Source organism: Methylovulum sp., from assembly GCF_028687615.1.
Lineage (GTDB): Bacteria > Pseudomonadota > Gammaproteobacteria > Methylococcales > Methylomonadaceae > Methylovulum.
This window is the reverse complement of sequence record NZ_JAQTZU010000014.1, coordinates 73,631-99,723: the sequence shown is the minus strand read 5'-3', so window position 1 is coordinate 99,723 and position 26,093 is coordinate 73,631. Positions and strand designations below refer to the sequence as shown.

30 protein-coding genes and 1 pseudogene are annotated in these 26,093 nt (G+C 51.2%); 7 read left to right on the top strand and 24 right to left on the bottom strand.

Annotated features, from left to right (window positions below):
* Window positions 1–464 (top strand): integrase core domain-containing protein (locus tag PHH59_RS10460; protein WP_300015355.1); only part of this gene is annotated, 464 nt, incomplete at its 5' end.
* Here PHH59_RS10460 and PHH59_RS10455 read toward each other — a convergent pair.
* Window positions 388–645, bottom strand: a complete 258-nt coding sequence (locus PHH59_RS10455; protein WP_300015352.1) for an FMN-binding negative transcriptional regulator — start codon at window positions 643–645, stop codon at window positions 388–390. The genes PHH59_RS10460 and PHH59_RS10455 overlap by 77 nt on opposite strands.
* Before the next feature lie 282 nt (window positions 646–927).
* On the opposite strand from PHH59_RS10455, the gene PHH59_RS10450 reads away from it, so the two are divergent.
* Complete coding sequence (locus PHH59_RS10450) at window positions 928–1,287, top strand: hypothetical protein (protein ID WP_300015349.1); 360 nt, start codon at window positions 928–930, stop codon at window positions 1,285–1,287.
* 94 nt (window positions 1,288–1,381) lie between these two features.
* On the top strand, window positions 1,382–2,365 hold the full coding sequence (locus PHH59_RS10445) for a DUF3387 domain-containing protein (protein WP_300015346.1): 984 nt from the start codon (window positions 1,382–1,384) through the stop codon (window positions 2,363–2,365).
* Window positions 2,366–2,746: 381 nt separating this feature from the next.
* Here the strand turns inward: PHH59_RS10445 and hypB are convergent, their stop codons facing one another.
* The 15 genes from hypB to PHH59_RS10370 form a co-directional block, all read right to left on the bottom strand.
* A complete protein-coding gene (hypB, locus tag PHH59_RS10440; RefSeq protein WP_300015343.1) occupies window positions 2,747–3,550 on the bottom strand; it encodes a hydrogenase nickel incorporation protein HypB in 804 nt (267 codons plus the stop codon).
* Window positions 3,550–3,891, bottom strand: a complete 342-nt coding sequence (hypA, locus tag PHH59_RS10435; protein ID WP_300015340.1) for a hydrogenase maturation nickel metallochaperone HypA — start codon at window positions 3,889–3,891, stop codon at window positions 3,550–3,552. The genes hypB and hypA overlap by 1 nt, the downstream gene beginning before the upstream one ends.
* Before the next feature lie 12 nt (window positions 3,892–3,903).
* Window positions 3,904–5,076: a Ni,Fe-hydrogenase I large subunit gene (locus tag PHH59_RS10430; protein ID WP_300015337.1), complete on the bottom strand. Its 1,173-nt coding sequence runs from the start codon at window positions 5,074–5,076 to the stop codon at window positions 3,904–3,906.
* A 2-nt stretch (window positions 5,077–5,078) separates the two neighbouring features.
* A complete protein-coding gene (gene hybE, locus PHH59_RS10425; RefSeq protein WP_300015334.1) occupies window positions 5,079–5,540 on the bottom strand; it encodes a [NiFe]-hydrogenase assembly chaperone HybE in 462 nt (153 codons plus the stop codon).
* Window positions 5,541–5,542: 2 nt separating this feature from the next.
* Window positions 5,543–5,764 carry a rubredoxin gene (locus PHH59_RS10420; RefSeq protein WP_300015331.1) on the bottom strand — a complete coding sequence of 74 codons (222 nt, stop codon included), beginning with the start codon at window positions 5,762–5,764 and terminating at the stop codon, window positions 5,543–5,545.
* Window positions 5,761–6,609 (bottom strand): hydrogenase expression/formation protein, encoded by an 849-nt coding sequence (locus tag PHH59_RS10415; protein WP_300015328.1) that lies wholly within the window; start codon window positions 6,607–6,609, stop codon window positions 5,761–5,763. The genes PHH59_RS10420 and PHH59_RS10415 overlap by 4 nt, the downstream gene beginning before the upstream one ends.
* 287 nt (window positions 6,610–6,896) lie before the next feature.
* The gene (locus PHH59_RS10410) at window positions 6,897–7,316 is read right to left on the bottom strand and encodes a hydrogenase (RefSeq protein ID WP_300015325.1); all 420 of its coding nucleotides are present in this window, start codon (window positions 7,314–7,316) and stop codon (window positions 6,897–6,899) included.
* Window positions 7,313–7,609, bottom strand: a complete 297-nt coding sequence (hypC, locus tag PHH59_RS10405; protein WP_300015322.1) for a HypC/HybG/HupF family hydrogenase formation chaperone — start codon at window positions 7,607–7,609, stop codon at window positions 7,313–7,315. Before hypC ends, PHH59_RS10410 begins: the two co-directional genes overlap by 4 nt.
* Window positions 7,609–8,280: a HyaD/HybD family hydrogenase maturation endopeptidase gene (locus tag PHH59_RS10400; RefSeq protein WP_300015319.1), complete on the bottom strand. Its 672-nt coding sequence runs from the start codon at window positions 8,278–8,280 to the stop codon at window positions 7,609–7,611. Before PHH59_RS10400 ends, hypC begins: the two co-directional genes overlap by 1 nt.
* 127 nt (window positions 8,281–8,407) lie before the next feature.
* Window positions 8,408–9,112 carry a Ni/Fe-hydrogenase, b-type cytochrome subunit gene (gene cybH, locus PHH59_RS10395; protein WP_300015316.1) on the bottom strand — a complete coding sequence of 235 codons (705 nt, stop codon included), beginning with the start codon at window positions 9,110–9,112 and terminating at the stop codon, window positions 8,408–8,410.
* Window positions 9,113–9,124: 12 nt separating this feature from the next.
* Window positions 9,125–9,706 (bottom strand): HupE/UreJ family protein, encoded by a 582-nt coding sequence (locus PHH59_RS10390; protein WP_300015313.1) that lies wholly within the window; start codon window positions 9,704–9,706, stop codon window positions 9,125–9,127.
* Window positions 9,707–9,867: 161 nt separating this feature from the next.
* Entirely contained in the window at window positions 9,868–10,104 is a 237-nt protein-coding gene (locus tag PHH59_RS10385) for a PIN domain-containing protein (RefSeq protein WP_300015370.1), read from the bottom strand.
* Window positions 10,101–10,334: a hypothetical protein gene (locus PHH59_RS10380; protein WP_300015310.1), complete on the bottom strand. Its 234-nt coding sequence runs from the start codon at window positions 10,332–10,334 to the stop codon at window positions 10,101–10,103. The genes PHH59_RS10385 and PHH59_RS10380 overlap by 4 nt, the downstream gene beginning before the upstream one ends.
* Before the next feature lie 119 nt (window positions 10,335–10,453).
* Entirely contained in the window at window positions 10,454–12,250 is a 1,797-nt protein-coding gene (locus tag PHH59_RS10375) for a nickel-dependent hydrogenase large subunit (protein WP_300015307.1), read from the bottom strand.
* On the bottom strand, window positions 12,250–13,341 hold the full coding sequence (locus tag PHH59_RS10370; protein WP_300015304.1) for a hydrogenase small subunit: 1,092 nt from the start codon (window positions 13,339–13,341) through the stop codon (window positions 12,250–12,252). The genes PHH59_RS10375 and PHH59_RS10370 overlap by 1 nt, the downstream gene beginning before the upstream one ends.
* 419 nt (window positions 13,342–13,760) lie before the next feature.
* On the opposite strand from PHH59_RS10370, the gene PHH59_RS10365 reads away from it, so the two are divergent.
* Window positions 13,761–13,967 carry an NAD(+)--dinitrogen-reductase ADP-D-ribosyltransferase gene (locus PHH59_RS10365; RefSeq protein ID WP_300015301.1) on the top strand — a complete coding sequence of 69 codons (207 nt, stop codon included), beginning with the start codon at window positions 13,761–13,763 and terminating at the stop codon, window positions 13,965–13,967.
* 241 nt (window positions 13,968–14,208) lie between these two features.
* Here PHH59_RS10365 and PHH59_RS10360 read toward each other — a convergent pair.
* Window positions 14,209–14,465: pseudogene (locus tag PHH59_RS10360) on the bottom strand (hypothetical protein); the annotation flags it as partial.
* A gap of 631 nt (window positions 14,466–15,096) precedes the next feature.
* On the opposite strand from PHH59_RS10360, the gene PHH59_RS10355 reads away from it, so the two are divergent.
* Window positions 15,097–16,590, top strand: a complete 1,494-nt coding sequence (locus PHH59_RS10355) for a right-handed parallel beta-helix repeat-containing protein (protein ID WP_300015298.1) — start codon at window positions 15,097–15,099, stop codon at window positions 16,588–16,590.
* 388 nt (window positions 16,591–16,978) lie between these two features.
* Here the strand turns inward: PHH59_RS10355 and PHH59_RS10350 are convergent, their stop codons facing one another.
* Complete coding sequence (locus PHH59_RS10350) at window positions 16,979–17,167, bottom strand: hypothetical protein (RefSeq protein ID WP_300015295.1); 189 nt, start codon at window positions 17,165–17,167, stop codon at window positions 16,979–16,981.
* Between PHH59_RS10350 and PHH59_RS10345 the strand changes: the two genes are divergently transcribed.
* Window positions 17,166–19,448, top strand: a complete 2,283-nt coding sequence (locus tag PHH59_RS10345) for a TIGR03032 family protein (protein WP_300015292.1) — start codon at window positions 17,166–17,168, stop codon at window positions 19,446–19,448. The genes PHH59_RS10350 and PHH59_RS10345 overlap by 2 nt on opposite strands.
* Window positions 19,449–19,574: 126 nt before the next feature.
* Window positions 19,575–20,384 (top strand): cupredoxin family copper-binding protein, encoded by an 810-nt coding sequence (locus PHH59_RS10340; RefSeq protein ID WP_300015289.1) that lies wholly within the window; start codon window positions 19,575–19,577, stop codon window positions 20,382–20,384.
* 51 nt (window positions 20,385–20,435) lie between these two features.
* On the opposite strand, the gene PHH59_RS10335 is transcribed toward PHH59_RS10340, so the two are convergent.
* The 6 genes from PHH59_RS10335 to PHH59_RS10310 form a co-directional block, all read right to left on the bottom strand.
* Window positions 20,436–20,888: a TerB family tellurite resistance protein gene (locus PHH59_RS10335; protein ID WP_300015286.1), complete on the bottom strand. Its 453-nt coding sequence runs from the start codon at window positions 20,886–20,888 to the stop codon at window positions 20,436–20,438.
* A 32-nt stretch (window positions 20,889–20,920) separates the two neighbouring features.
* Entirely contained in the window at window positions 20,921–21,868 is a 948-nt protein-coding gene (locus PHH59_RS10330; RefSeq protein WP_300015283.1) for an HpcH/HpaI aldolase/citrate lyase family protein, read from the bottom strand.
* On the bottom strand, window positions 21,865–22,959 hold the full coding sequence (locus tag PHH59_RS10325) for a cysteine protease StiP domain-containing protein (protein WP_300015280.1): 1,095 nt from the start codon (window positions 22,957–22,959) through the stop codon (window positions 21,865–21,867). The genes PHH59_RS10330 and PHH59_RS10325 overlap by 4 nt, the downstream gene beginning before the upstream one ends.
* Window positions 22,960–23,198: 239 nt before the next feature.
* A complete protein-coding gene (locus PHH59_RS10320) occupies window positions 23,199–23,594 on the bottom strand; it encodes a hypothetical protein (RefSeq protein ID WP_300015277.1) in 396 nt (131 codons plus the stop codon).
* 464 nt (window positions 23,595–24,058) lie between these two features.
* Window positions 24,059–24,808: a hydrolase gene (locus tag PHH59_RS10315; protein WP_300015274.1), complete on the bottom strand. Its 750-nt coding sequence runs from the start codon at window positions 24,806–24,808 to the stop codon at window positions 24,059–24,061.
* Complete coding sequence (locus PHH59_RS10310; protein ID WP_300015271.1) at window positions 24,780–25,976, bottom strand: phosphoribosyltransferase domain-containing protein; 1,197 nt, start codon at window positions 25,974–25,976, stop codon at window positions 24,780–24,782. Before PHH59_RS10310 ends, PHH59_RS10315 begins: the two co-directional genes overlap by 29 nt.
* Window positions 25,977–26,093 lie beyond the last annotated feature (117 nt).

The window sequence follows — 26,093 nt, the reverse complement described above, 5'->3', positions numbered from 1 at the left end:
TTCGAGCCGCGCCCATGAAAATCGTCAAGCTGCCCACTGACAATGGCACCCAGTTCACCGACCGTTTCACCAGCAAAGGCAAGCAGCCTACGGGGCAGCACCGTTTCGACCAAGCTTGTGACAAGCTCGGCATTGAGCATCGTTTAAGCCCGCCCAGACATCCGCAAACCAACGGCATACCCTCTGGGGCACAAGTGGTGGAGCGTTTTAATGGACGGATCAGCGAATTGCTCAAGCAAACCCGGTTTAACTCCGCCGAGGAATTGGAGAAGACCTTGCTCAGCTACCTGGTTATCTATAATCATCATATTCCACAACGCGCCATCAACCATCAAACACCCATGCAAGCCGTCCAAAAATGGCAAGAAGATAAGCCCGAGTTGTTTGTTAAAAAGGTTTATGATCAGGCGGGACTTGACACCATTTGCCGGACAAGCGGGTTATCACCAATTCAATGCCGATAATCGAGCCAATAAGCCTTTCCGTGAAATCAGACGGCGCATCCGCAACCGCCCACGGTTCGGCAAAAGCCGCCTCGTGTTGGTTGGTCAGGGCTTCCAGTTGGCTGCGCAGCCAACTGGCATCATCAATCACCTGCAATCTGCCATAAGCATGGACGACCGCGTAATTCCAAGTGGGAACCACTTTCCCCGTTTCTTGCTTAGTGGCATACCAAGACGGGCTGGTAGTCCTGCAATCGGAATGATTTGTAAAAAGTCAAGCCTACCGATTTATTGGGTCGAATGCCCGTACTTCAAGGCGTACAGTCATCGCAATATTTTATTGACAAATCTATTATCATTCCGATTGCAGGACTACCCGAAGTCTTTTATAACCGCTTACGCCGGCATTCCGCTAAGGGCTCATCGTCGCCCGCGAATTTTGAAACATATAGAAAAGTCGCTTAACTTTTTGTCCTGATAACTGTTGACCGATCAGTCACCAATTAGAACTGAAATCGATACAACAAAAGGTGCGGATCTTCCAATAAAATACGAGTCCTTTTTAGTAAAGCATGAGTCTGCACCAATAAACGCAGGCGATGACACACCAAAATCAAAGTGTGATGCTATTTCTGAATTAGCACTACAAATCATGAGTGGGCGACAAAAAGGTGTTTCAATGTCAAAAATGATGCATATAGCCGAACAGAATAAGCTAACACAAGCCTTGATTATTGCCGCTTATGAAATAAATCGCTTTAGCACAGAAGAATATCAAACCAGAGTTATAGAAGAATTCAGAGATGACGCACATCTTCAATGTGTTAAAGCACTACATAAATAATCACGCAAAAATTATTTAGGATTTTTCACCGACGTTGTCGAAAATTTCCAGGCATGTGGGCAACACCTTTCTGCCCACTAATCATGTCGCAAAAGTGTACCCAAAGGGCATAAAGGCAGAACAGCATTGCCCAATCTACGCGGTACTGGAAGAAAAATTGGATATTCTTCGAGCCATGCTGCATGGCTTTGATTACAGCGATTTTTTAACAGGAGGTCATGGACTCTTGGCGAAAACCGCCAACCATGTGCTGGGCATCAAAGAGGGCAAAAAACGTTTTTGCGATACCGCCTTGGCTATGTCCAAAGCCTTCACGTTATGCTGCACCCTGGATGAAGCCAAGGCTGAGCGGGAAGAAGTGGCTTTTTTCCAAGCCGTTAAGGTGTTGCTGACCAAGAAAGCCATCAGCGGCAAAAAGAAAACCAATGAAGAACGCGAGCTGGCTATCCGCCAAATTATCGGCTCGGCGGTCGTCTCAGAAGAAGTCGTGGATATTTTTAACGCCGTTGGCTTGGATAAGCCCAATATCGGCATTCTTGACCAAGATTTTCTCAACGATGTCCGCAACCTGCCGGAACGCAACCTTGCCGTGGAACTGCTGGAACGCTTGCTGGAAGGCGAAATAAAAGCCCGTTTCGCCAGCAATATCGTCCAGCAACATAAATTCTCGGAATTGCTGACTAACGTCATCCTCCGTTACCAGAACCGCTCCATTGAAACCGCGCAGGTGATTGAAGAGCTGATCCAGATGGCGAAAAAGTTCAAGGAAGCGGCGGAGCGCGGTGCAGACCTTGGCCTAAACAATGATGAACTGGCCTTTTACGATGCCCTGGCGAATAACGAAGAATCCGTCCGTGAACTCGGTGACGATACCCTGAAAAAAATCGCCCATGAACTGGCTGAGAATCTACGCAAAAATGTCAGCGTCGATTGGTCGGTGCGCGAAAGCGTAAGGGCCAGCTTACGGCTGATGGTGAAGCGGATATTACGCAAATACAAATACCCGCCAGGAAAACAGGAAGAAGCCGTGCAACTGGTATTGGAGCAGGCGGAGAGTTTGAGTGCGGAGTGGGGGTAGTTGTATAGTTTGTTGTGATGTGAACTGCGATTGTTTATGTGGCACAAATCGGCCAAAATCGGACGATAAGTTCTTCTAATCACCCTCGGCTTTCAATAGACTTGTAGCGATCTCCAAAAAGCTGGCTAATATTTTTGTTGAACGATTATGTGGTTGCCATGTTAGTTATGACAAAAGACCCCAAAACCCATATAGAGCCTTCAATTTATCTCTTTTGACAACTGGCGGCATTTAATGCTGTTCATGCTGAATGGCGGAACAGAATGACCAGTTAAAACTTAAGGTTTTAAATTGGGAATTGCTGCGCACTAATGGATTCTGATTTCGGGAAGTTATTTTTAGCCGAAGACTTAAAGGGTTGAAGATCAAGCTTGTTTGGCATTAAGCATAAGCAATCCGCTGCAATTCCATTTCCGCTTTCAGCCAGCGTAGCCACAATTCCATCCCCTCACCGGATTTGGCGGACAAGGACAACACTTTGATACGCGGGTTGACCTGTTTCGCGTACTGGATACATTGCGCACTGTCAAAATCCAGGTATGGCAGCAAATCGGTCTTGTTCAGGATCATCAGATCGGCGGCGTGGAACATGTCGGGGTACTTGATGGGTTTGTCTTCGCCTTCGGTCACTGACAAAATCACGACCTTATGTGCTTCACCCAAATCAAACGCCGACGGGCAGACCAAGTTGCCGACGTTTTCGATGAACAGCAAGCTTTGGTGTTTTGGTTGCAGGCTTTCCAGCGCATGGCCGACCCGATGGGCATCAAGATGGCAACCTTTGCCGGTGTTGATTTGCAAGGCCGGAACGCCGGTGGCGCGGATGCGCTCGGCGTCGCGGGCGGTTTGCTGGTCGCCTTCGATGACCGTGATGGCGATGTCCTCTTTCAGCCGGGCGATGGTTTCGGTCAGCAGCGTGGTCTTGCCGGAACCGGGGCTGGACACCAAGTTTAACGCCAAGATGCCGCGTTCGCCGAAATACTGGCGGTTTTCGGCGGCGTAGCGGTTATTCTTCGCCAGAATATCCTGTTCGATTTGCACCATCCGCTTGGTGCTTAAACCCGGCGCATGGGTGTGCGCCGCAGCGTGTTCATGATCGTGGTCGTGGGAATGATTATGAGGATGCTCATGATCGTGATCGGGCGAGTGGGAATGGCCCTCGCCGCAGCCGCAAATACCGCACATTACTCTACCTCCAGTTCTTTTATCCGCATTTGATCACCGCTGTTGACTTGCAATTGATGGCTGCCGCAGTGCGGGCATAGGTCATATAACTCCCGCACGGCGACATTACGCCCGCACGGCATACACCAGGCTTGGCCGGGTATGTCGATGATTTCCAGTTTAGCCTGTCCAGCGATGGAACCTTGGGTGACGACATCGAAACTGAAGCGCAAAGCCTCAACCTCAACCCCGGCCAACGCGCCGATTTCCAGCCAAACCGTTTTGACTTTGCGGTATTGCCGGGCCTCGGCCTGTTCTTCCAATACTTGCAAAATGCTTTCGCATAAAGACATTTCGTGCATGTTTTTTAACTGTCAGTCAATTTTAAGGTGTATTGCAACACAAGGGTCTATCGCATTAACCAGCAGTTGCGCTTGTTGCCGCAGATTATCAGGGTTTTGGGCTTGTAAGCGTCGTAAGCCTTGCACGACCACGCCTTCGGGATGAAAATTCCATTCGGTGGGCGCGACAATGCGGTAATCGTACACTGTTCCTTGCCGCAACACCAAGCGATGGATCAACAGGCCACGCGCGGCTTGGACTTGGGCCAAGGCGATGCCATCGCTGATGGAGCAGTCCACAGGCAAAACCGCACCGTCGTTGATCTGTGCCCAAAGCTGGTTTAAGCGGGCGGGGATGTTGGCGACTTCCGCCAAACGGGCCAAGAGGCGGACTATCAGGCCATTGCCATACTGTCCGTGCAATACGCCGATGAGCGGCCAGCCCAATTGCCGGTTCAATAAAGTCGTTTCAAAACAGTGGCCTTGCCAATGTGGGGTACGCACAAACGCCGCCCATTCTTCATTCCGTATTTGTCGCTCTAATGCTTGACCATCAATTTCCGGCAAACAAGTGATAGGGTTTTGTCCGATGGCCGCCCACTCTTGGCGATACAAAAAATCCGGCAACCGGGCTGCGATGGCCGGGTTTTGCACTAACCAATTTTGCAATTGCGTTTCGGTTTGAAGTGCGTGAAATTCGGCTTGCCGTCCGGCAAAAATAGCGGTGTCTATCAATGCGGACAAATCCGCCAACAACCGTGTCAAACCCGCCTTGTCGGGGGCAAGTCGGCTGTCCAATCTAAACGCCCTGCCGTCTTGGAATAACAGTTGCCGAAATTGCGTGTCAAACTTAAGCCAGGCCGCCAAGTGGGTTTTATCGGGGGCAAGGCCGATAAAACTAGGCCAGTCCAACAAAATCCGCCACGCATGTTCGCGCAGGGTTTCCACTTGCACTAGCCATTCGCGGGCGGCATCCATTGCCGGTTCACTGGGCAAACCCAACGCGGTCCGGCAAACCTGCACGGCGGCGTAAGCTTGGGCGTTGCCGCACAGCGTGAACAGCAGCGGCACGACCGTCAGCACTTGTTCCGGCGTTTTGCCCAGCAATACGCGTGTTGCCGCGTCAGGTCGGGTGGAGGTGATCCGCACATCCGCCGCCCGCCCTGAGCGGAGGCATAGTTCAATATTTAACGACCCGGCGGGCATTGTCAACGCTTACCCATACTGCCGCGTAACAATTCACGGCGGCTGACAACACGCGGTTCAGGTACGGCCAACAAGTTTTGCAAGGCCGCGTGTGCCGTCGCCAATGCCGCTGCTTGGCTTTCAAATTGGAACATCGGCGAAAATAACGAACATTGGGCGTACAGGCCCAACTGCGTTTCACGGCCTAAAGTGAAGGCAAACGTGCCGTAAGGGAAGTGCTTTTCGATGCTGGCCCCGGCCGCCTGTCCGCACCAAGGGCTATCCAAACCCGGCAACAGCAGCAGATTCATACACCAAGGCGTCAGCAACACGCCCAACCAATCTTCGTCAAACGGCGCGAAGCCGACAGCCTGCACCGACAGCGCGGCGTTCACTATCGGCAAACCCGCCATGCGCGTCTTTAAAATTCCGTTAAAGGCCGACTCCAGGGCAAGCTGGATTTGTCCGCTGTCCTGCCATTGCATATTCAGTCTTCCAACAACAAAAAATCCTCTTTTTTGCCGCCACATTGCGGGCAACTCCAATGCCCAGGCAACTGTGAAAAAGCCGTGCCGGACGGGATTTGCCAGACTTCATCGCCTTCTGCCGGATCGTAGACATACCAACAAATCTTGCATTCCAAGCGCGTTTCCGGCGGCAAGCTGGCAATGTCGCCACCATAAGCCCCGGCGAAAAATGACGTGCTCACAAATACACCTTGAGTATTTCCTGCAAACGCTGGCAACTGTCGGCAATGTCCTCCGGCGAGGCGCAGGCCACGCTGGGCACGTCACTGACTTCCAAGGTGTTGAGGATCAAGGTGTCCTGCGAATTAAAATACTGCACCCACCAGACATATTTTATCCCGGTGGCGGTGATCCGGTTTGTACCGTAGCCACGCGACAGTATCGTGACGTTGCCAGTGCCCAAACGTTGCGCGAGGAACGCCAAATCCTGCTCGGTTTGCGGCAACAGGCTCAAATTGATGGTGTGAGCCTCATCGCCTGGTTGGTATCGCGCGATTTTGGCGTTGAGTTCGGCCAGCAATGGCGGCGCGTTCATCACGCCGGACGGCAGTTCCGTCCAATAGGTGTCGATTTGGCTGGCCGCCTCCGCAAATGCCCGTTGCGGCAATTGCTGCGGAATAATGCCGACTTCCAACACATCATCAACAATTTGCCGCTGGGCATTGAGCGTTTGCGACCGCCAAACCCCGGCCATCACCGATTCTTGGATGCGGATGTCTTGCTCGCCGGAACACATCGCACCGACTTCGCCCTCGCCTAGCAACTCGTCAATAAACCTGCGGTTTTCGGCATCGAATTTTATCAGGCGGCTAGGTTTTGATTGTGCCGGGAATATCGCCAAGTCGTGCTGCAATTGTTGCAAGACCTTTTTCACTTGCGCCCAATCGACTGAATTCAAATCCACCGAAATCTGCGGCATGGCGTAAGTCGCCATTTCCTGCGGCATTTGTAGATAGTCCAAAGTTGCGCCGTCTTGTTCAGGCGGTTGGCTGCCTAGTCCGAAAATAGGGAGTGGGATTGAGGTCATGATGAGTATGGTTGTATTCTAAGGTTATGAAGGCCCTGATGTTGCTTTGTCCTCAAACGGACATTGCCGCCCACAGTTAAGCCGTTCGTGCCGGGCCTGTTGAAGCATAGGTATCTACACAAGTCTTGAACACCGTCATTCCGCCAGGGAGAGCGTAGCGAGGGTTGGCCGGAATGACGACCAATAAAACTTGGGTAGATACTTATGCTGTCGAAGAGGGAAGTTATTTTTAGCCAAATCCTTAACAACGGTGGCGAGGCACATGGGTTAGGGTGGTCAAACTATGTTCAATGCGCCGCCCCGCAAACTTTATCTAAATCGAACCCCGGCGGTTGGCTGGGCGTGGCGGCGAGTATCTGCACGGTTTCCTGCACAAAGTCCTGCCAATCGCGGATACCGCTGATGACACCTAAATACTCGCCGCCGCGCAAAAACACCAGCGAAGGCCAACGGGTGAAGCGGAACCGTGCCTGTAATTCGCGCTCGATAATTCTGCCGACGACCGCCGCTTGCAGCCTGCCGTTAAAAGCTTTGAGCAATTCCGGCAAGATCACCGCGACATCGTTGCTTTCAGGAAAATGCACGGGGTCGTTACAAAAAAACAGCACCACCGTTCCGTTGCCATAGACAAAAGGGTCGTAGTTGTCCGCATCCAGCAACGGCAAGCCGTGGCGGTTATACAATTGGTCTATCAACGGTGTGGTCATGATTGTAAAAACTCCGGTAAGCTCGGTTCCCTATTTACCAAATCGGCAAACAAATGGTCTATACGGGTTTCGCCCTGCATCGCCAGACGCATGGCTTCCAAGGCATCGGTAATTTGCCGGGCTTTTTCCTCGCCCAACACTTCACGCGCGGTGTCCAGGAACACCAACACCCAAGTGCCGGTAGGCTGTAAGCCAACCAGCATCATGTCTATCAAGTGTTCTTGGCCGCCGTGCAGACAAACCGCCATTTCGCCGCGCTGGGCGTAGATTTGCATAGGAATGCCGATACACATCAGTATTTGCCCCGATAATCGACATCGACTTGCAAGCTGGGCTGTCCGCCCGCTTGCGGCGGTTGCACGGCGAATGCACCGGATTGCAGAATGCGTTCGTCGCCAATCCGGCAAGCTTCGTCGGCAGTGGGCCGCTCCTGTTCATAGCGTTGCATGTTAAGCACCGGGTCGGTCAAATTGGCATCGGCACCGGTAAAATCCGCATTAATGCCGAAAGCATGCAGGTAGGTCAACGCCATATCAATCGCCGCTTGGATTTGTGCCTTGACGCAAGGGCGCAAGCTGCCGCCATAGTCGTCCAGTTCCTCCGGTTGCACGCCGATCAACAGCAAATACTGTGGGTCGCTACCCAACATTTGCGCCATCGCCAACACTTCCTGGAAACCGGTCTGGTGCAGGCTCATTTTCTTGGCACCGAGAAAACTCGGCACATCATCATTGGCGACGCGTTTCAATGTGCCTGGCGGCAATCCGTAATCGACCGCATCAAAGACCACCAACACATCCGCCGCCTGGACATGTTCGACCAGATAAACACCTTGCGTACCGCCGTCCATCACCTTGACGTTTTCGGGGAAACGGTAGTTTTTTTGCAGGTGTTCGATTACCCGGACGCCAAAACCTTCATCAGCCCAAAGGACGTTGCCTATGCCCAGCAGCAAAATATTCATCGTCAATCCTTAAGAAAAATGTTGTCCACGAATACCCACTGGGGCACAAGAAGCACGAAAGACACGGAATCTCTTTAAAAATTTTCGTGATTTTCGTGTTTTTCGTGGACAAAATGCTGTTTTTAAATCAATGGACATCGTCCAGCGGCTTGTCGTCTTTAAACGTGCGCCAGCCCGTCACCATCGTTGACAAGATGCTTTGCCGCGATAATTTATCCTCGCGCACGGCGACATAAACATGGATCAGCACGAAGCAGACGATCAGCCACATGACCAAATGATGCCAACTGTGCAGGCTTTGGCTGTCACCGAACAATGGCAGCACCCAGGAGCTGAACAAATTGTGTTGCCAACTGCCCTGCCCCGCGCCTTCGCCGTATAACGCAAAACCCGTGATAATCATAAATAGCGAACCCCAAACGAAGGCAAAGTGCATCGCCAACAACGCCAAGGGGTTATGCCCTGCGTACTTGCGCGGCTCCTTGACCAAAAAAGCGTACCACAGGATTTCATGGCCTATGCCTTGCCAAAAACTCCGGCTCAATATCGGTGGTACAAAAAGTTGCCGGGCATGTCCGTTACCGGCATAGGCCCAGTACGCCCGGAACAGCAAGCCTATCGCCAACAAATAACCGGCGGCGAAATGCGCAAACCGGATATAGCCCATCACAAAATGATCGGATGCCTCGCCGCCCACTGATGGCAGCGGCGAGGCGATTAAATAGCCGGAGACCGTCAACGCGACGATGACCAAGGCGTTCAGGCCGTGCCATAGCCGCACGGGTTTTTCATAGACGTAAACGGCGGGGGTTTGAAGGGCGTTGCTGCTCATGCGGTTACTCCGTTAAGCGTTCAATAATAGATACAAACCTAGACCGCTGGTGATGTAGCCCGAAACGCGCAAGCCAAACCGGTGTTGGTTCAGCATCGCGCCTAGACCCAAACCAATACCGTGCAGGCTGGCGGTGGCAAGCAGAAAACCTACCGCGTAATCGACGGGCGCGGCGGCTAAAGGCATTTCCAAACCGTGCGCGACACCGTGCAACACCGCAAAACCGGCTAATAAGCCGATAGTCAGCAAGACGGGGAAGCGGCGCGACACACTGAGCAATAAGCCTACGATCAGCACCGAAGCCAGTATGCCCGTTTCTACGCCTTGAATGTTTAAACCTGATAAAGCCAGCCCTGCACCGCAAACCATAAAACTTAAAAACGCGGCGATGGTAAGGCTGGCGTTGAGCCGGGTTAAGCGGCTGGCCCATAAACCGACACCGAGCATGACCAATAAATGGTCCAAGCCTAAAAAGGGATGGCTTAAGCCGCTGATAAAGCCGTCGATGTCGTGTGCACCTGTGTGCGCCGAGGCCGTCGTGGCGGTTAAAGCCAATGCCAGCAATAAAGCGGCGGATGAAAAATGTTTAATCATGGTTAACTCCTAAATCAAATGATTTTGTAATTCGGGATAATGTTTAAAATTGCTGTCAATGCTCATCAACTGACTGGAATAGCCCAAGACTGTTGCAATAATCAAACGGTCAAAGGGATCTTTGTGGACAGGCGTTAAATCGACTGCACGACAGGCAATGGTTACGGATAAAGGCAACGCTCAACACCTGCGGGTTGTAAGGCTTCTTGCAACCACTCATTGACGGGCAAAGGCAACAACAAACGTCCTTTTTTAACGATTTGAGCGACTTCAAAACAGGATACAACCGAAACAGCAACCCGTTCAGCTTGCTCTATCGTGTCTATTTGCCGTGTTGATAAATAGCGGTCTTTATCGTTCAACCACCAAACCCAGATATGCGTGTCTAACACAATCATTTCAGACACTCAAAATCCTCGCTATCGACACACGGTACAACCAAGTCCGCTAATATTTTTCCTTTACCTGCAATAGAAGCGGGAGGTTGGCGGCGTTTGTCAGTAGCAACGGGATGATTTTTAATGCGTTCATGTAGCGCAATATTGACCATTTCATTAATGTCATCCGTTGCTAAACAGTAGCTTGCACTTTTTAACAAGGCATCGTCTATCGTAATGATTTGCCGCATAATTCACTCCATTTTGATGGGTTGCTTCGGGTGTTTTTCTGAACAATAGCGTGCGTAATTACGCACGCGACATGAACATAGCACGAAAAACGACGCAACAAAATGTCGTAATAGCTCTCCTAACGCACCTTAACCTGCGTCAATTCCGTACCGTCCGGGCTGATGATATGCGTAGAACACGCCAGACACGGGTCGAAACTGTGCAAGGTGCGCAAAATTTCCACAGGCTCCTCGGGACGTTCGACTTTGGTGTTCATCAACGCCGCCTCGAACGCGCCGATATTGCCTTGCTCGTCGCGCGGCGAACCGTTCCAGGTCGTCGGCACCACGCACTGGTAATTGGCGATCTTGGTATCTTCTATTTTGAGCCAATGCCCCAACGCGCCGCGCGGCGCTTCGGTGAAGCCTACGCCTTTGACGCTGCTAGGCCAGGTTTCAGGATCCCATTTCGTGACGTTCGCGGTCGCCAAGTCGCCGGACTTGATATTCGCCATCATCTTATCCATAAAATAGCGCATCTTGCCCGCCGCCCATTGCGCTTCGAGACCGCGCGCGGCGGTCCGGCCCAAGGTCGAGAACAAGGCCGTGACCGGCACGTCCAACGTTTTCAACACAAAATTTATCTGCTCGGTGATTTCCTTGTTGCCTTGCGCATAGCCGACCACATAACGCGCCAACGGCCCCACTTCCATCGCATGGCCGCGCCAGCGCGGGGCTTTGATCCACGAATATTTGGCCGCTTCGTCCAGTTCCTGGATATGGGTGCGGTCGCCTTTCGTGTTCGGCCCCAGTTTGTAATTGGGTTCAGTGATGCCGTCCCACGGATGCAGGCCCAGCGCTTCGTCCGGGTATTTATACCAAGAGTGCGGGATGAATTCCTTGATTTGTTCGGGATCGGCCAAATCGACGTCATGGACTTTGGTCAAATCGCCATTGATGATCGCACCGCGCGGCATCAGCAGATTCGCCGCCGAATAGTCGTTGGCGTTATCGGGGATGTCGCCGTAGGCCAACAGGCTAGTCCCGGACAAACCGCCGCCGTACATCCAGCCTTTATAAAACTGGGCAATAGCGAGCAGATCAGGGATGTAAACTTGGTCGATAAAGGTGATGGTGCGGTCGATGATGGACGAGACCAGATTCAGCCGCTCCATATTGACCGCGCCCACCGCACCTATGCCGTCGATATTGATCGCGCACGGTACGCCGCCGACCAGCCAGTTCGGATGCGGGTCCTTGCCGCCGAAGATGGTGCGGATTTTCATAATGTCTTTTTGGAAGTCCAAGGCTTCCAGATAATGCGTGACCGCCATCAAGTCCGCTTCCGGCGACAATAAATAAGCCGGGTTCGTCCAATAACCGTTCTTGAACGGGCCCAATTGCCCGGATTCGACAAATTTCAGCAAACGGTTTTGCGTGTCGCGGAAATAACCGGGTGACGATTTGGGGTTATGCGGCGAAATGGATTGCTGCAAGGCCGAAGTCGCGGCGGGGTCGGCTTTCAGCGCATTGACCGGATTGACCCAATCCAAGGCGTGCAAATGATAAAAATGCACCAGATGGTCTTGCACTTGCAGGCTGAGCTGCATCAGGTTGCGTATTGAATTGGCGTTTTCAGGAATCTGTATTTTTAGCGCATCCTCGACCGCGCGCACCGAGGTCAAGGCGTGGGTACCCGTGCAGACACCGCAGATGCGCTGCACGAAGGCCCAGGCATCGCGCGGGTCGCGGCCTTTCAGGATCACTTCAAGGCCGCGCCACATCGTGCCGCTGGAGACGGCGTTGCGGATGATGTTGTCGTCGTCGATATTGACTTCGCAGCGCATGTGTCCTTCGATGCGCGTGACCGGATCGACGATGACACGCCGGCCTGCGTCATTCAGGTTAAAGCCGTTGGGGGTTTTGGTGACTGTCATTATTGCTGCGCTCCTGGTTGTTTATCGCCGGATTTTTTAGATCGGTTCAGCGCGGTCAACCCGGCATGGGCAGCGACGCCCAGACCGACCACGGCGGCAGCAGTACCGCCGACGGCATCAGCGTTGGCTTCGATGCCGAACTGGTTAATGTCGGTGAGGCGCTCGTAGAAACTGCCTTTATCCCAGAAACCGTCTTCGGAGCAGCCAATGCAGCCGTGACCGGACTGGATCGGGAACGATAAGCCTTCATTCCAACGCACCGTGGAACAGGCGTTGTACGTGGTCGGCCCTTTGCAGCCCATTTTGTACAGGCAATGGCCTTGCCGTGCGGCTTCATCGTCCCAATGCTCAACGAATTGCCCTGCGTCAAAATGTGGACGGCGGTAGCATTTATCATGGATGCGCTGGCTGTAGAACATTTGTGGACGGCCTTGTTTGTCCAAAGTCGGCAATTTGTCAAAGGTCAGCAAATACGCCACCACCGCCGTCATCACTTCGGCAATAGGCGGACAGCCGGGCACTTTAATGATGGGCTTGTCGGCCAAGCCGGGTATTTTATGGGTCGGCGTCGCTTGGGTCGGGTTGGGCTTGGCGGCCTGTACACACCCCCAAGACGCGCACGAACCCCAGGAAATAATCGCCTTGCAGCTTTCGGCGGCATATTTGAGCTGTTCGACGAACGGTTTGCCGCCGATGATGCAGTACATGCCGTCCTCGGCCAACGGCGCATTGCCTTCAACAGCCAAGATGTAATTGCCTTTGTATTTCTCGACAATTTCGTCAATGATGGCTTCGGCGTTGTGGCCCGCCGCCGCCATGATGGTGTCGTCATAATCCAGCGACAGCATCGACAGGATCACGTCTTTGGCTAAAGGATGACCGGAGCGGATAAAGGATTCCGAGCAACAGGTGCATTCCAGGCCGTGCAGCCACAACACCGGAATGCGCGGCTTGGTCTCCATCGCATGGGCGATTTTCGGCGCGAAAGAAGGAGCAAGCCCCAGCGATGCGGCGGTTAGGCTGCAAAACTTGAGAAAACTGCGGCGGGTAATGCCTTGCCTACGCATGACATCGTAAAAGGTTTCATTCATTCAGGAACTCCTGGCGTTGTTGTGTAGCTTGTGAAGAATATCGCATGGACTTTCTTCAGTACCGCGTTTCCAACCTATTCTTTTTCCAGTATGCCGCCTCCGTTTATCAGGCAAGCATGCAGGCGTTTGGAAACGCTGTGTCGTTATTATTTTTAGTGCAGTAAGCGGTGCTGCCCTCCTGCCGATACTGCTGCTCAAAGCTATTGCAACATCCATACCGGATTAACGCCGGTCGAAAAACCTTTATAATTATGAGAAAAATAATGCTACTAGGAAGACGAATATGTCGGCTATACAACAAACACAACAAAAAAACAGACTATTGCTGGAAATATGACATAGCCACAGGCTGTCTGGGCAAATTAACAATCCGGTGTAAAAATGACCTCATTTGATAATCATGCCTGGAGATTTTTCCCATGCCCCATGCCGCATATCTCCGTCACAGCACCAACTTAATCGGTGTCGCAACGACCTGCATCGCCAATCCTGTCTTTAATGAACATCCCAAACCGCAGCATATCGCCGGCACCCGCGAATCGGCTTCAGGCTTGTTTGAGCAATTGGCTAGACAATCGAGGCTCGCCGACTCCGGAAGAAGGCGCGCACATCAAAGAGATGGCTAAGAAACCGAATAGTTACCGCTTAATTAAAGCGAGGGAGTACCAGGCGTTTAGTTGATCTGGATTTAATAACTGATGTTACGCAGCCCGTAATTTCTGCAACTCTTCATACGCCATCTGGTTTGCTTTTATAAACAGCTTCGCCCGCGTGGCGAAATGGTTGGTTTTATGTTGGCTATGTAACCGTTAATTTATGTAACCGTTAATTGTTGAAAAAATTTTATTTTCTGCGAAAAGCCTTATTTCATGCGGATTGTAGTTTTCTCTCAAAGCCGCGTCGTTTAAGGCTTCCATAATTAACGGTGACATAGCCTTTATGTTTGATCTTCAAACATTCCAGCTTGTACCCACAGGGCACCTACGAAACACGGCATAGATGGACATGAAGAGGTGGTTGTTCTGGGTGGTGACGGTGCGGGTCGGCGACTTTGCCAATCCCGCGTTGGATTTCAGAGACTTATGGAACTCTTCGACCTTCCACCGTTTTTGGTAGAGGGCCGAGGCCTGTCCGCCGTCGCACGCCCAATCGCTGCATACCCGGTTCAACAAACCGATGCTGCCGTCTTTGTTTGTCTTGTGCCCTATGGGTAAAAGACCCGCCGGACGAACAGGACTTCTTGATTGAAGCCCTTCATCCAGCCGCGCACAGCCTGTCGACCCGCCAATTCCAACTGACTGATACCCTCTGGGGCACAAGCGCTATCGCTAACCCGACCTACATTACTTAAATTATTCCAGAATAATCTTATACTGCTTCCGTAACGGTATTGTCGGGATCGTTGATACGATGAAACGTTATGATGATGCTACTATACTCAATTGAATTAAAGCCAATTTAAGCTTAAACAACCTGTCACCCAATCATTTAAGGAAATTATCAGACCTCGCACAGCAATGCTTTTCCTTTCCGCCGTCATGCCTTAGCTCTGGCCTTAGCCACAGGTACGCCCAGGACAAGCCGTTCTTTTGGTTAATTAATACCTAAAATCAGTTAATAAGTCACATAGTTATTTTTCCGTCCCGCCTTATATTTAGACCGTAATTGAAATTACACCATAACCCGCACAGGAAGATTGAGTTTTATCACAACCAACACGACCAATAACCCTTACCTAGCCTAAAGGACATTATCATGAACACCCTTATTAATTGCTTGCCGTTTCACCGCCATGCTTTAGCCTTGGCATTAGCCCTAGCCATCAGTCCGGTTCATGCCGGCACTATCAATGTCGGCGGAACTTGTACGCTGGCCAATGCCATTAACAATGCCAATACGGATTCGGATACCGATGGCGTAGGCGGTTGCCCGGCGGGTAGCAGTGCTGATATTCTGCGCCTGAAGGCCAATCAAACTTATACGCTTAACACGGTAAACAACCTAAACCAAGGGCCAAATGGCCTGCCGTCCATCACCAGTAAAATTACGGTCAATGGCAATGGCGCGGTCATAAAACGTAGCAATGCCGCCGACACCCCTAGTTTCCGTCTGTTCCGCATCGGCAATAATGGTAACCTGATATTGAACAATCTCACCGTATCGGGCGGAAAACTGGAGATCGATAACTTTTTTGATGGCTATGGCGCAGGCGTTTTGAACGGAAGCTCCCTAACGCTGATCAACAGCACCATTGCGGGCAATGCCGCTTTAGGTACAGGCGCACTAGGTAGTGGCATCGCTAATGGATACAAGGCGGTTTTGGCCCTGAACAACAGTACGGTTTCGGGCAATCAGGGCGCCACCGCCCTTGCCAATATCCGTGGCACCACAACGCTGATCAACAGCACCGTTTCCGGCAATCACACCATTAACGGCGGGGTCGCCGGCATTGTTAACATTGAGACCAGCACCATGACCTTAATCAACAGCACGGTCTCCGGCAACAGCAGTTTGGATCCGGCGCAATATGGCATCGGCGCTATCCAGAACAGCGGCACCATGGCACTCGTGCACAGCACTGTCTCGAATAACCGCATCGCCCATGGCGTTAACGCCGGCATCCAGAACAACGGCTCGCTGACTTTGACCAACAGCCTCATTGCCAATAGCACAGGCGGGACGGATTGTTTTTCCGCCCCTGCCGCCATTACCTTGCGGGGCACTAACCTCATTGAAGACGGCGCTTGTAACGCCCCTCTCAGCGGCGACCCCAAGCTCGCCCCATTACTGGACAACGGCGGCGCCACCTTAACCCACGCCCTGCGTAACATTAGCCCTGCCGCCAATGTTGCCAACACGCTTTGCAAAAAAACTGACCAACGCTATGTCAGCCGTCCGCAACCAATAGGCGGAATTTGTGATATTGGGGCTTTCGAGCAAATAAAACCGATACCCGCCAACATAAAAACATTGATCAATTTTTTTGATGCCCAAGTTTCTGGTGGCGGTATCGTTGGCATTGGCTCCAATCCGACTTATAAACTCAATGCGGTACGCAACCAGTTGTTGACGGCGGGTGACAATAAAATAGCATCGCTAAACACCCAGGCTTGCAGCCAACTATCAAAAACCCTCACCCGTCTCGATGCGGACAATTTACCAGACAAGACTGATTATGCGACTGGCAGTCAAATTGCGGCGTTAATCACGCAAATAAACGCCTTGCGTAGTGCTTGGGTGTGCCAATAACCCATCGGATAACAACTGGATTCACTATTGAGTCATGGTTGAATTAAAACTAATCTAAGGATTTGGAATCGAATCTAACCGTTGTATTTTTGGAGCACAAACCTTACCTGCTGGGGCATAAAAGGTTTTTACTCATCAACAGTTAAATGAAAAACCACTTGCGTAGTTTCACTGCGACGGCAATTCAACTGGTAGCCTGCGGGTACACTGTGATAAAAGACAGTAGTACAGCAACCACCCAATGTCGGAATGCAAAACAGTTTTTGTACTTATTCCCCTTCTTTAAGTGTGCTTGCTCCGATTCAGTGGCTATGATAAATAGCGACAATCCAACCGCTTCTAATCTTAGGAGGTGTTTTAAGGAAGGTGCATGGAATAAATTCGCGGATCAAGACCTTTCAGGTTTTAAAAACCTGAAAGCAACTGTGTTAAAGCTAAAAGCTTTCAGGTTTTCAAAACCTGAAAGCAACTGACGAGCTGTTGCGGAAATTATTTCATGCCCGTTCCTAAAAGTGTCGCGAGCCTCACACGGCACTTTTAAAACACCTCCTACGCCATTTTTTGGAACCCAAGCCATGAGCATCCCCTTTGCCAGCCAACACACCGCGTCTTTTCCTGCTTTGCTTAATTTCTTGGGGGCGTCGGTGCTGGTATCGACTTATCAGGCCGGGCAATTAATCATCCTACGCACCCAGGATGATGTCCTTAACACCCATTTTTGCGGGCTCGACAAACCGATGGGCTTAGCGGCGCATAGGGAACGCTTGGCAGTCGGCACGGGTTATCAATTGTGGGAATACGCCAACCTGCCCGCTGTCGGGCAAAAATTACCCGGGGAAATCCCCCACGATGCCTGTTATTTGCCACGCTCGGTACATATCACCGGCGACATCGACATCCATGAACTGGCTTACAGCGATGATGGCGAATTGTGGCTGGTCAACACCCGCATGTCCTGTCTGTGTACGCTCGATTCGGCCTACAGCGTCGTGCCGCGCTGGCGGCCCCCGTTTATCACGGCTTATGATTTAAGCGACCGCTGCCATCTTAACGGCCTGGCTTTAAAAAATGGCAAACCGGCTTTTGTCACGGCTTTAGGACAAACTGACACCGCTGCGGGTTGGCGTAGCAATAAAGCGGCCGGCGGTTTGCTGATGAGCGTACCCGATGGGCGCATCATCAGCACGGGCCTGTCGATGCCGCACTCACCACGCTGGTATCAAAATAAGTTGTGGTATCTGGAATCGGGTGCGGGGCAGTTATGCACGGTCAATACGCAAACAGGGCAACGCCAAGTCATCGCCCAAGTTCCGGGGTTTACGCGTGGTTTGGATTTTGCCGGACGTTACGCATTCATTGGTTTGTCGCAAGTGCGCGAGACGGCGGTGTTTTCCGGTTTGCCATTGACGGCGCAAGCAGGCGAGCGGCACTGCGGCGTGTGGGTGGTTGACATAGAAAATGGGCAAACCGTGGGCTGCGTGGCATTTACCGGCTCGGTGCAGGAAGTGTTCGCCGTGCAAGTGTTACCGCACCGATTTCCGATTCTGCTGGAAATTGACGATCCGCTAATCCGCACGTCCTACTCCTTGCCCGATGAAGCACTCGCCGAAGTGGCCACCCCCGAACCTGTAGCCATCGCTTTCGAAGCGGCTACGCAACAGCATAATCAAGGCAATCTGGAAGCTGCGGTTGCCGCTTATCGCCAACTATTGGCAGAAACGCCTGGGCATATTCCGGCGCGTTTTCATCTCGGTGTCGCCTTAGCCGATCTGGAACGCTGGTCGGAAGCCGAAACGGAATTATTGCAACTGCTTGCCCTGCAAGCCAATCATGCCGAAGCCCATAACAGTTTGGGCCTGTGTTTCGCCGCACAAGAAAACTGGGACAAAGCCTTGCACCATTACGGACAGGCTTTGGCTGCCGACCAGCAATACGCCATCGCGCATACGAACCGCGCGATGGTCCTGCTGAAATTGGGCCGTTTCAAAGAAGGTTGGGAAGAATATGAATGGCGTTGGCAAACCCGATCTTTTACGCCTTTTGTTTGCCCGCAACCGCGCTGGCAAGGTGAAGATATTAGCGACAAAACCTTGTTGGTGCATACCGAACAAGGCGCGGGTGACGCGTTGCAATTCGCCCGTTTCCTGCCCTTGCTTGCCCAACGCTGCAAAAAATTGCTGCTGGTTTGCCCTGAAAGCTTACGCCCTTTACTGGCAAACACGGCTGGCGTGGCGGAAACCCGTGTAGGCAATGTGCCGCTGGACAGTTTTGATTATTTTTGCCCGCTCCTGAGCTTGCCGCATATTCTAGGCATTGACATGATTGACATGGATGCGCTACCCGTTGCCGTGCCGTATTTGTCTGTTCCCAAACATATCGGCGTACCGCATCTCGCCGGGGAGGGATTAAAAGTCGGCATTTGCTGGGCGGGTAGCCGCATCCACCCCAATGACCACCACCGCTCTTGCTCTTTATCAGACTGGCTACCGCTATTGTCGATGCCGGAAATGGATTTTTATAGCCTGCAAACGCCGTTGACCAGCGATGAGCTTGAATTGCTCGCCGCACAAGGGGCTATCAATCTGGAACCGGAATTGACCGACTACGCCCGTACCGCCGCCTTGATCGCCCAACTTGATTTGGTGATCGGGGTTGACACCTCGGTCATACATCTTGCGGGGGCGTTGGGCAAACCCGTTTGGGTGTTGCTAGGCAAACATTTCGACTGGCGATGGTTGCTGGCAGGTGAAGCCTGTCTTTGGTATCCATCCATGAAGTTGTTCCGGCAAATCCAAACGGATAATTGGGCCGAGATGATGCACCGCGTGGCTTTGGCATTAACCGCTTTCAAACGGTAATTTTTGACATTATCCCAGCGCATCAAAATCCTAAAAAAGTCCTATGAAACAGATCGTTATCTGTGCTATAAACCTTAACTCCAAGGCACAAAAAACAACTAAAAACATTATTTTTTGGAGGATATTATGAACCGTTTCACCTACCCGTTGCTGGCTTTCATACTGATGCTGGCATCAACATCCGTTTTTGCAAAACCTGTCACAGTCACTATTGAAGGCTTTGCATTTAAACCCGCCACCGTAACCCTTGACCTGGGTGACTCTATCACTTGGACCAATAAAGACACCGCCACGCACAACACAACCGCCGACAATGGCGAATGGGCTTCAGCCAATCTGGGCAAAGACCAATCTTTTACACGCGTTTTTAAAACCGCAGGTACGTTCGCCTACCATTGCAGCATCCATCCGGGCATGACCGGAAAAATCACTGTCCGCACGGCGGAAGAAACCCGCGTCAGTATCGGCAAGGGTATCGTCAGCGGCAGAAATCCAGTATTACCGATTACACTGGATCTGGCCGGCAAAAAGGCCAAACAAGTCTACTCTGGCAGTTATATAGTCAACGCCCAAGGCAGTTGTGCAGATTGCCACAGTTGCCCGACTTATGCGGCCGGACACAATCCTTTCAAAGGTGAAAACCTACAATTCAATGCACCGACGTACCTGGCTGGCGGTGTACAATTCGGCCCGTTTGTATCACGCAATCTGACCCCGAACGACAAAGGACGGCCAGCCGGTATGACTTTAGCGCAATTTAAAAACACGCTGCGTACCGGGCATTCGCCCAATTCCCCTGGCTCACTGTTACAAGTCATGCCTTGGCCTATTTACGGTAAGATGAGCGATACTGATTTGGATGCGGTTTATGCTTACTTAAGCAGCATCCCATCAGCGGTGACACCGGCCCCTGCTTGTGCCAACGCAGGCCAGTAAATTTTGAAGGGGTGCCGGACGCAATGTCCGGCACTTTATTGAATAACTACCTTACAATTCGAAATCCGCCGGATTCAGCCCTAATTCCTTAGCTATCTTAGCGGCGACCTTCTTTTCCGTTTCATCAAAATGCCCGTCAGCAGCGGCAATGGCAATGATCATACGGATCAACAAACGTGCTGCGTCAGAATTTGATTTCATTTTACCCAAGGCTTGATAAGCCTTGGCTTCGCCGATGTCCTTGTCAAACTCCAGTTGTCCGACATGATCCTGAAAGGCTTTGATCACATCGCTAGTGGTGAACACAGATAAAGCGTCGTGGCCTTCGATGAATTTGATCATTTTTTGTTTTTCTTCGGCACTGACACTGCCATCCGCCATCGCCACCAAGGCCGAACCCGCCATCGCGGCATTTAAAAAATCTTTGTTTTTAAATTTTAACGCTTCCGTTTTTAATTCGTTGGCTTTCGTTTTTAGTTGATTAAGAAAGTTATCAAAACTCATGATGTGCTCCTGATTTAGTGGGTGGGTGGAAATTAACCGGATAATTCAGCGTATTGCTCCCGTGTCCTGGGCATTTTAACACCGTAACAGTGATGCCGGTTAAGGATAGCTTTGCTCCATTGCTGATGGGTGGCGACTTCGCACATGCTATTGTGCATCTTGAACACGGCGGGGGCGTCATCTTCATTCAGGCTCAAGGCCATTTCGTAATCTTCCCTGTCAACCTCATAGGCGCCTTCGATAGCCTCAATTTGATCAGGATGGATGGCGGTCTTGCCCGTCAAGCCATGCGCCAAATCCAAGACAATTTCCCGTTGCAAGGTCACGGTATCGTTAAGATAGTCAAACACAGGCGCGGACAGTGCGAAATTATGCGGCTTAAACAGCGTCACCAATTGCGAAATCACACAGCCCATCGGCGTGTCATAAATCGTCATCAGGCGCGGCCTGCGGATACCCAACACGTTCATCAAATCGTTGCCGCCGATACGCAACATCAAGATGCGTGGAAAAACATCGGCTTGGGTTAAGCGTCCACATAAACGGATCATCTCTTGGCTATCAAAAACCTCGCGGGTTTCCAGGGTCGGCATGACTTTAAAAGAGGTGCCATGCAATTGGTCAAAATAGGCATCGAAGACCTTTTCAGTGAATTTTGGCAACACAAAGCCGTCAATTTTTTCAATCGCAGGCAATTCCAACAAGCGTGCCAACACAATCGGATTACGGACGCGGATAAAACGGTAACGTCCAGGTGTGGCGTCAAAATCTGGCAAACACGAGGCCAGATGCTGCAAACTACTGTCAATATCTTGATGCAATACCGCGTCTTCGGTACAAAAAATCATCGAACGTAAAAATTTGAGTTTCTCGCCATTGGCAATCGCCACCAAATCCCGCCGGTGTGCGGGCATATAAAGCGGTGCGCCTAACATCCACGGAGAAAACAATTCGGGCAATGAAGGATGGAGCATGGTCATAGGGTTATCTCTTTGATTAAGGCTACGGCGCGGTAAGGTAAATCAGGACAGACGACTATCGGGATGGCGCGGGACTCGGCCAACCACCGCAAATGTAACGTCGCTTCTGCGGCATCATCTTGCAACAACAACAAACGGGCTTCACGGCGTAAAAATACACGGGTCGCTTCACCGATGCCCGGTTTGATGAAATTAGTTTGGCTGACATTATACCGCGTTGCCAAATCGGTAAGCAGTTTCTCTGAGATTGCCGCTTGTCCGGCTTGGTAGTGGGCGGGGCGGATGTCTCGTTGCGGATGGCGCCATTGCCCGGCGACGCTGGCGAGGATTTCGTCAATAAAAAAAACCGACAAATCGTGTTCGGCAAAATCCTGATAAAACACACAACCGTGAAAATCGGCTGCGGCGGCGGTTTGCACATCATACACCGAACGGCTGACCAAACCCGACACCGTGGCGTTCAAAATGCACGAGGGGATCAAATAATCTTCCGCCGAAGCCGCCACCGCCGCCGTGCCGGACAAATCCGCCAACACATAAAGCTCGGCGGGTATAGTAACATTATCCGTTTCGGCAAACCGCTGCAAACTCGCCGCCAATTGCCGCCCGATCACGCCCTTCCCCGTCCAGCCATCGACAAACACCAGCGTTTCCGGCGCGTGGCGTTGCAGGATATGGCGCAAGGCATGGGTGTCGATGCCGACATCGCGGATGATGGAAATGGAATAATGCGCCGCGTTAATGTGGTGATAGCTTTGCAACACCCGCTTCAACAACACCCCAATCGGCGTCCCCGCCCGCGCCAACGACACCAGCGTGACCCCATGCGGGCGCGTGGCGACTATACCCGCCGCCAAACTGATAATATCCGCCGCCATCCGCTGCCTGTTCACCGCCATCGCCTGCCGGAACAACTCCAGATACGCCGCCGAAGGCAAAGACTCATGGCTGAGCATTTGCGAATAATGTTTCTGCCCCGATTGGATCAGGGCTTCTTTGACCGCTATCGGGGTGTTTTCGATAGTGATTTGTTTGAGCAGGAACTCAACATCATCGACGGGGTAGCTGCCTGAGAAGGGGATTTTGGTCATGTTTTGAGAGTTAAGAGAAAGTTGGTGTACCCAAACGGCATAAAACGATAGGAATCCAGTAATCCTCCATTCTGGCAGTTCCCTGCCAATCAATTTTTCTATGACGTTCTGATTTGGTAATGGCTTTGTCGGTTCAGATTTGAATTCCCTAGTTGTTATAGATTTTCTATAGCCATCAAAACTGGATGTGTCAATATCAATAGGGTCTGATTCAACTTCTTTGAGGAATTTTTTTGGCTCTATATGGGTTTTGGGGTCTTTTTATCGTTAATAATCACGCAAAATGACGAAAATCGAACGAAAAAACGAACAATTCGATTGTTTTTAACTGTACGAAGTTGGCAGATGCCATCCTTGGCATCTGGATTCCGGCAATCCCTGCCGGAATGACGGGTATTTTTAATGTTGCCATGCTTATTAACGGCTTGCCGTACATCTTTAGCAAAAGACCTTGAAACCCATATAGAGCCTTTTATTTTTATTTTTATTTTTATTTTTATTTTTATTTTTTCATTAGTTTCCAATGCGAGTTGTTGATTTAATTGTTTAAATACTGAATCAATTTCTCGTTTGTTTTTATCAGCTATCTCAGCCGCACTTAACCCTTCTTTAAAAGCCGCGATAAAATCTACCATTACAAATTCCTCTCAAATGTAACCCTGATGGGAAGATGGTCAAAAATGGATTGGCTATTTTAACCCTTGTTAAATATTCAGGAATATTGACAATCCCCGTGAATGTTTCGTTGGTAGTTCCGCAATCGGAATGATAATAGATTTGTCAATAAAATATTGCGATGACTGTACGCCTTGAAGTACGGGCATTCGACCCAATAAATCGGTAGGCTTGACTTTTTACAAATCATTCCGATTGCAGGACTACCGTTTCGTTTAAAAGCCATTCTGTAGCCCCTAGAAATGCTGACGATAAAGCTGTTTTCCCACCCTACGCTTCAATGCCATTAAGTTAAGAAAACAAACTTAAAAATCAAATGGTTATATTTGATATTTTGCAATCTTTCCTTCGTAACAGATTGATTTTAATAATTTATATCTTAACTTAACTTAACGGCATTGGCCCTACACCCGCCCGCTCATTGCTACCCCGCCAACCGCTGATGCAACTGGGTATCTTTAGGAATTAGCGCGTAATCGCATAAGGCCATGAACGGCGCGTCGGTGTGGCTGTCGCCTGCGGCAAAGGTGAACAATTCGGGGTGTTGTTGCCGGTAGCGTTCCAGCAAGAAGCTCACCGCGTGTTCTTTGCGGATGATGTCTGGCAATACGGCGAGATTATTGCCGTTCAAATGCCAATACAAACTCCTGTCGCGCAGGTGCGGGTGGTTGATGATGACTTCGTTCAGCATCAGCCGTAGCGCGTCTTCCCTGCCTTCGCTGTGTTTGATGACGCCATACCAAGTGACCTCAAATTCGTTGACCAGGCGCGGTTTGTAACCTGGGTAGCGGGCGGCGAAGCGTTCCACGTCCTGCCAAACTGCCAACAGCTTTTCATAATAATCCGGCAATTCGGCTTGCAGTCGCGCCAGCCATTGTGGGTCGATTTGGCGTTGCTTATCCAAAATCACCGCGCCGTGGATGATGACCGACTCTTCGGCAAACGGCAATTGCACACGGGCGAATTCGCCGGCGTCGCGTCCGGTGACGGGGATGATTTTGAAGTCTTGCTCAAACCATTGCCATAGCCATTGTTGCTTGTGGGTGGCGTAAGAGTTGGCGGTGCCGTCCGACAATAACGCCCGTACTTGCAACCGGGGGTCGTCGGCATCGGGGCATTTGTGCAGAGTTTGGAACAAGGTGTCGTCAAGGTCTAAAAAAATGTAACGTTGCATCGTGGGTGGACTGGTTGGTAAGTTGGAAACGTGCGCTGATCGCCTGCCAAGCGTGTAAACGGCTTAGCACTGCGTCATTCAGCGGCGTTTCATGGCACAAAATGATTTGCCGATACGCGGACAAATCCAGATTGTAGAGAAAATTCGGGATGTTATCGTCGTAATTGTCGGTGAACTGGCACACCGAACCGATGGCATTGCCTGGGTGGATAGGCGAGCGGGTGGTGCTTTGCACTTTGACTTTATAACCCGCCCGCTCCAACTCCCGCCCCAGCATGATTGCGGGCGGGTTGCATTCGCCCGTGCCTAACACCAACACCGGGCGCGGGTCAGCGTCGCCAGCTCCTAACAGCGGCAACAGCCGTTCCAGCGTCCCCGCTTGCCAGTGCAAGGGGGCCGCCATGCCGAAGCGTCCAGGCCAAGCCAGCAGATGCTTTTTGCAGCCGCCATTGCCGGAGACGTTGATGGTGATTCCGTCCAGCGCGGCGTTGTGGCTATCGTCAAAATGCAACACACCTTCGCGGAAACACACCCATTCGACTTCCACACCCGACTCGGTTTCCAGAAAATGTCGGTCAGCAGCATGGGCGAAATTCACCAGACTGACGATGAATACTTTTTCCAACTGCGGATTGACCACTTGGTAGGCTTTAATCAAGCGCAAAAAGGTTTTGCCTGTGCTGATTTCATCATCAACCAGCACCAAAGTCCGCGCGGTTTGGAATAGCTGCCGATTTATCGTTTGCTCAGGATAATATAAAAAAAAGTCAGTAGCGTGACTGTGTGCCTCTTCAAATTCCAGCCGGTCACAACCTTCAAACACATAGCGCGTGGTTTGCATGAACAGCGCATCTTGCACACCTTCATGGCAAGCGGCGGCAAACACGCCATAACCCAAGCCCGTCGCCGTCTCCGCCATACCTATCCATAACGACGGCGCGGCGATTTTTTGCTTCAACACCAAGCGCGCCAAAGCCCGATAAGACCAGGCCATCATTTTAGGTGACACGGGATAGTGCTTGCCCAGCACCTTGCTGACCAGCAAAAACTTGCGCTTGCTGCTGACGCGGGCGGCAAAGCCTAATAAGCGATGGAGGGGGATTTTGCCCGGAATTAGGTTGAGGTGGAGTGTGCCGGTAGCTAGGGGGATGGTGTGTTTTTTGGGCATTTTATGGTGAGTTTGGAATGAGATTTTGGGATATTGAGCAGCAAAACCTTTCAGGTTTTTGAAATCAGAAAGGCCTGTTTACATACAGTGATGATTTTTGGGCATGACCCTTCTAAT

Bases quoted from the DNA above. Each gene is read 5' to 3' on its own strand.
- PHH59_RS10415 (WP_300015328.1), bottom strand. From the start codon at position 6,609: ATGACCTCAATCCCACTCCCTATTTTCGGACTAGGCAGCCAACCGCCT.
- PHH59_RS10365 (WP_300015301.1), top strand. From the start codon at position 13,761: ATGCCCCATGCCGCATATCTCCGTCACAGCACCAACTTAATCGGTGTC.
- hypC (WP_300015322.1), bottom strand. From the start codon at position 7,609: ATGTGTATCGGCATTCCTATGCAAATCTACGCCCAGCGCGGCGAAATG.
- PHH59_RS10325 (WP_300015280.1), bottom strand. From the start codon at position 22,959: ATGACCAAAATCCCCTTCTCAGGCAGCTACCCCGTCGATGATGTTGAG.
- PHH59_RS10340 (WP_300015289.1), top strand. From the start codon at position 19,575: ATGAACCGTTTCACCTACCCGTTGCTGGCTTTCATACTGATGCTGGCA.
- PHH59_RS10335 (WP_300015286.1), bottom strand. From the start codon at position 20,888: ATGAGTTTTGATAACTTTCTTAATCAACTAAAAACGAAAGCCAACGAA.
- PHH59_RS10345 (WP_300015292.1), top strand. From the start codon at position 17,166: ATGAGCATCCCCTTTGCCAGCCAACACACCGCGTCTTTTCCTGCTTTG.
- PHH59_RS10410 (WP_300015325.1), bottom strand. From the start codon at position 7,316: ATGACCACACCGTTGATAGACCAATTGTATAACCGCCACGGCTTGCCG.
- PHH59_RS10310 (WP_300015271.1), bottom strand. From the start codon at position 25,976: ATGCCCAAAAAACACACCATCCCCCTAGCTACCGGCACACTCCACCTC.
- PHH59_RS10400 (WP_300015319.1), bottom strand. From the start codon at position 8,280: ATGAATATTTTGCTGCTGGGCATAGGCAACGTCCTTTGGGCTGATGAA.
- PHH59_RS10320 (WP_300015277.1), bottom strand. From the start codon at position 23,594: ATGGTAGATTTTATCGCGGCTTTTAAAGAAGGGTTAAGTGCGGCTGAG.
- PHH59_RS10330 (WP_300015283.1), bottom strand. From the start codon at position 21,868: ATGACCATGCTCCATCCTTCATTGCCCGAATTGTTTTCTCCGTGGATG.
- PHH59_RS10380 (WP_300015310.1), bottom strand. From the start codon at position 10,334: ATGCGGCAAATCATTACGATAGACGATGCCTTGTTAAAAAGTGCAAGC.
- PHH59_RS10350 (WP_300015295.1), bottom strand. From the start codon at position 17,167: ATGGCTTGGGTTCCAAAAAATGGCGTAGGAGGTGTTTTAAAAGTGCCG.
- PHH59_RS10390 (WP_300015313.1), bottom strand. From the start codon at position 9,706: ATGATTAAACATTTTTCATCCGCCGCTTTATTGCTGGCATTGGCTTTA.
- hybE (WP_300015334.1), bottom strand. From the start codon at position 5,540: ATGCAATGGCAGGACAGCGGACAAATCCAGCTTGCCCTGGAGTCGGCC.
- PHH59_RS10355 (WP_300015298.1), top strand. From the start codon at position 15,097: ATGAACACCCTTATTAATTGCTTGCCGTTTCACCGCCATGCTTTAGCC.
- PHH59_RS10385 (WP_300015370.1), bottom strand. From the start codon at position 10,104: ATGATTGTGTTAGACACGCATATCTGGGTTTGGTGGTTGAACGATAAA.
- PHH59_RS10430 (WP_300015337.1), bottom strand. From the start codon at position 5,076: ATGCCCGCCGGGTCGTTAAATATTGAACTATGCCTCCGCTCAGGGCGG.
- PHH59_RS10370 (WP_300015304.1), bottom strand. From the start codon at position 13,341: ATGAATGAAACCTTTTACGATGTCATGCGTAGGCAAGGCATTACCCGC.
- hypB (WP_300015343.1), bottom strand. From the start codon at position 3,550: ATGTGCGGTATTTGCGGCTGCGGCGAGGGCCATTCCCACTCGCCCGAT.
- PHH59_RS10315 (WP_300015274.1), bottom strand. From the start codon at position 24,808: ATGCAACGTTACATTTTTTTAGACCTTGACGACACCTTGTTCCAAACT.
- hypA (WP_300015340.1), bottom strand. From the start codon at position 3,891: ATGCACGAAATGTCTTTATGCGAAAGCATTTTGCAAGTATTGGAAGAA.
- cybH (WP_300015316.1), bottom strand. From the start codon at position 9,112: ATGAGCAGCAACGCCCTTCAAACCCCCGCCGTTTACGTCTATGAAAAA.
- PHH59_RS10375 (WP_300015307.1), bottom strand. From the start codon at position 12,250: ATGACAGTCACCAAAACCCCCAACGGCTTTAACCTGAATGACGCAGGC.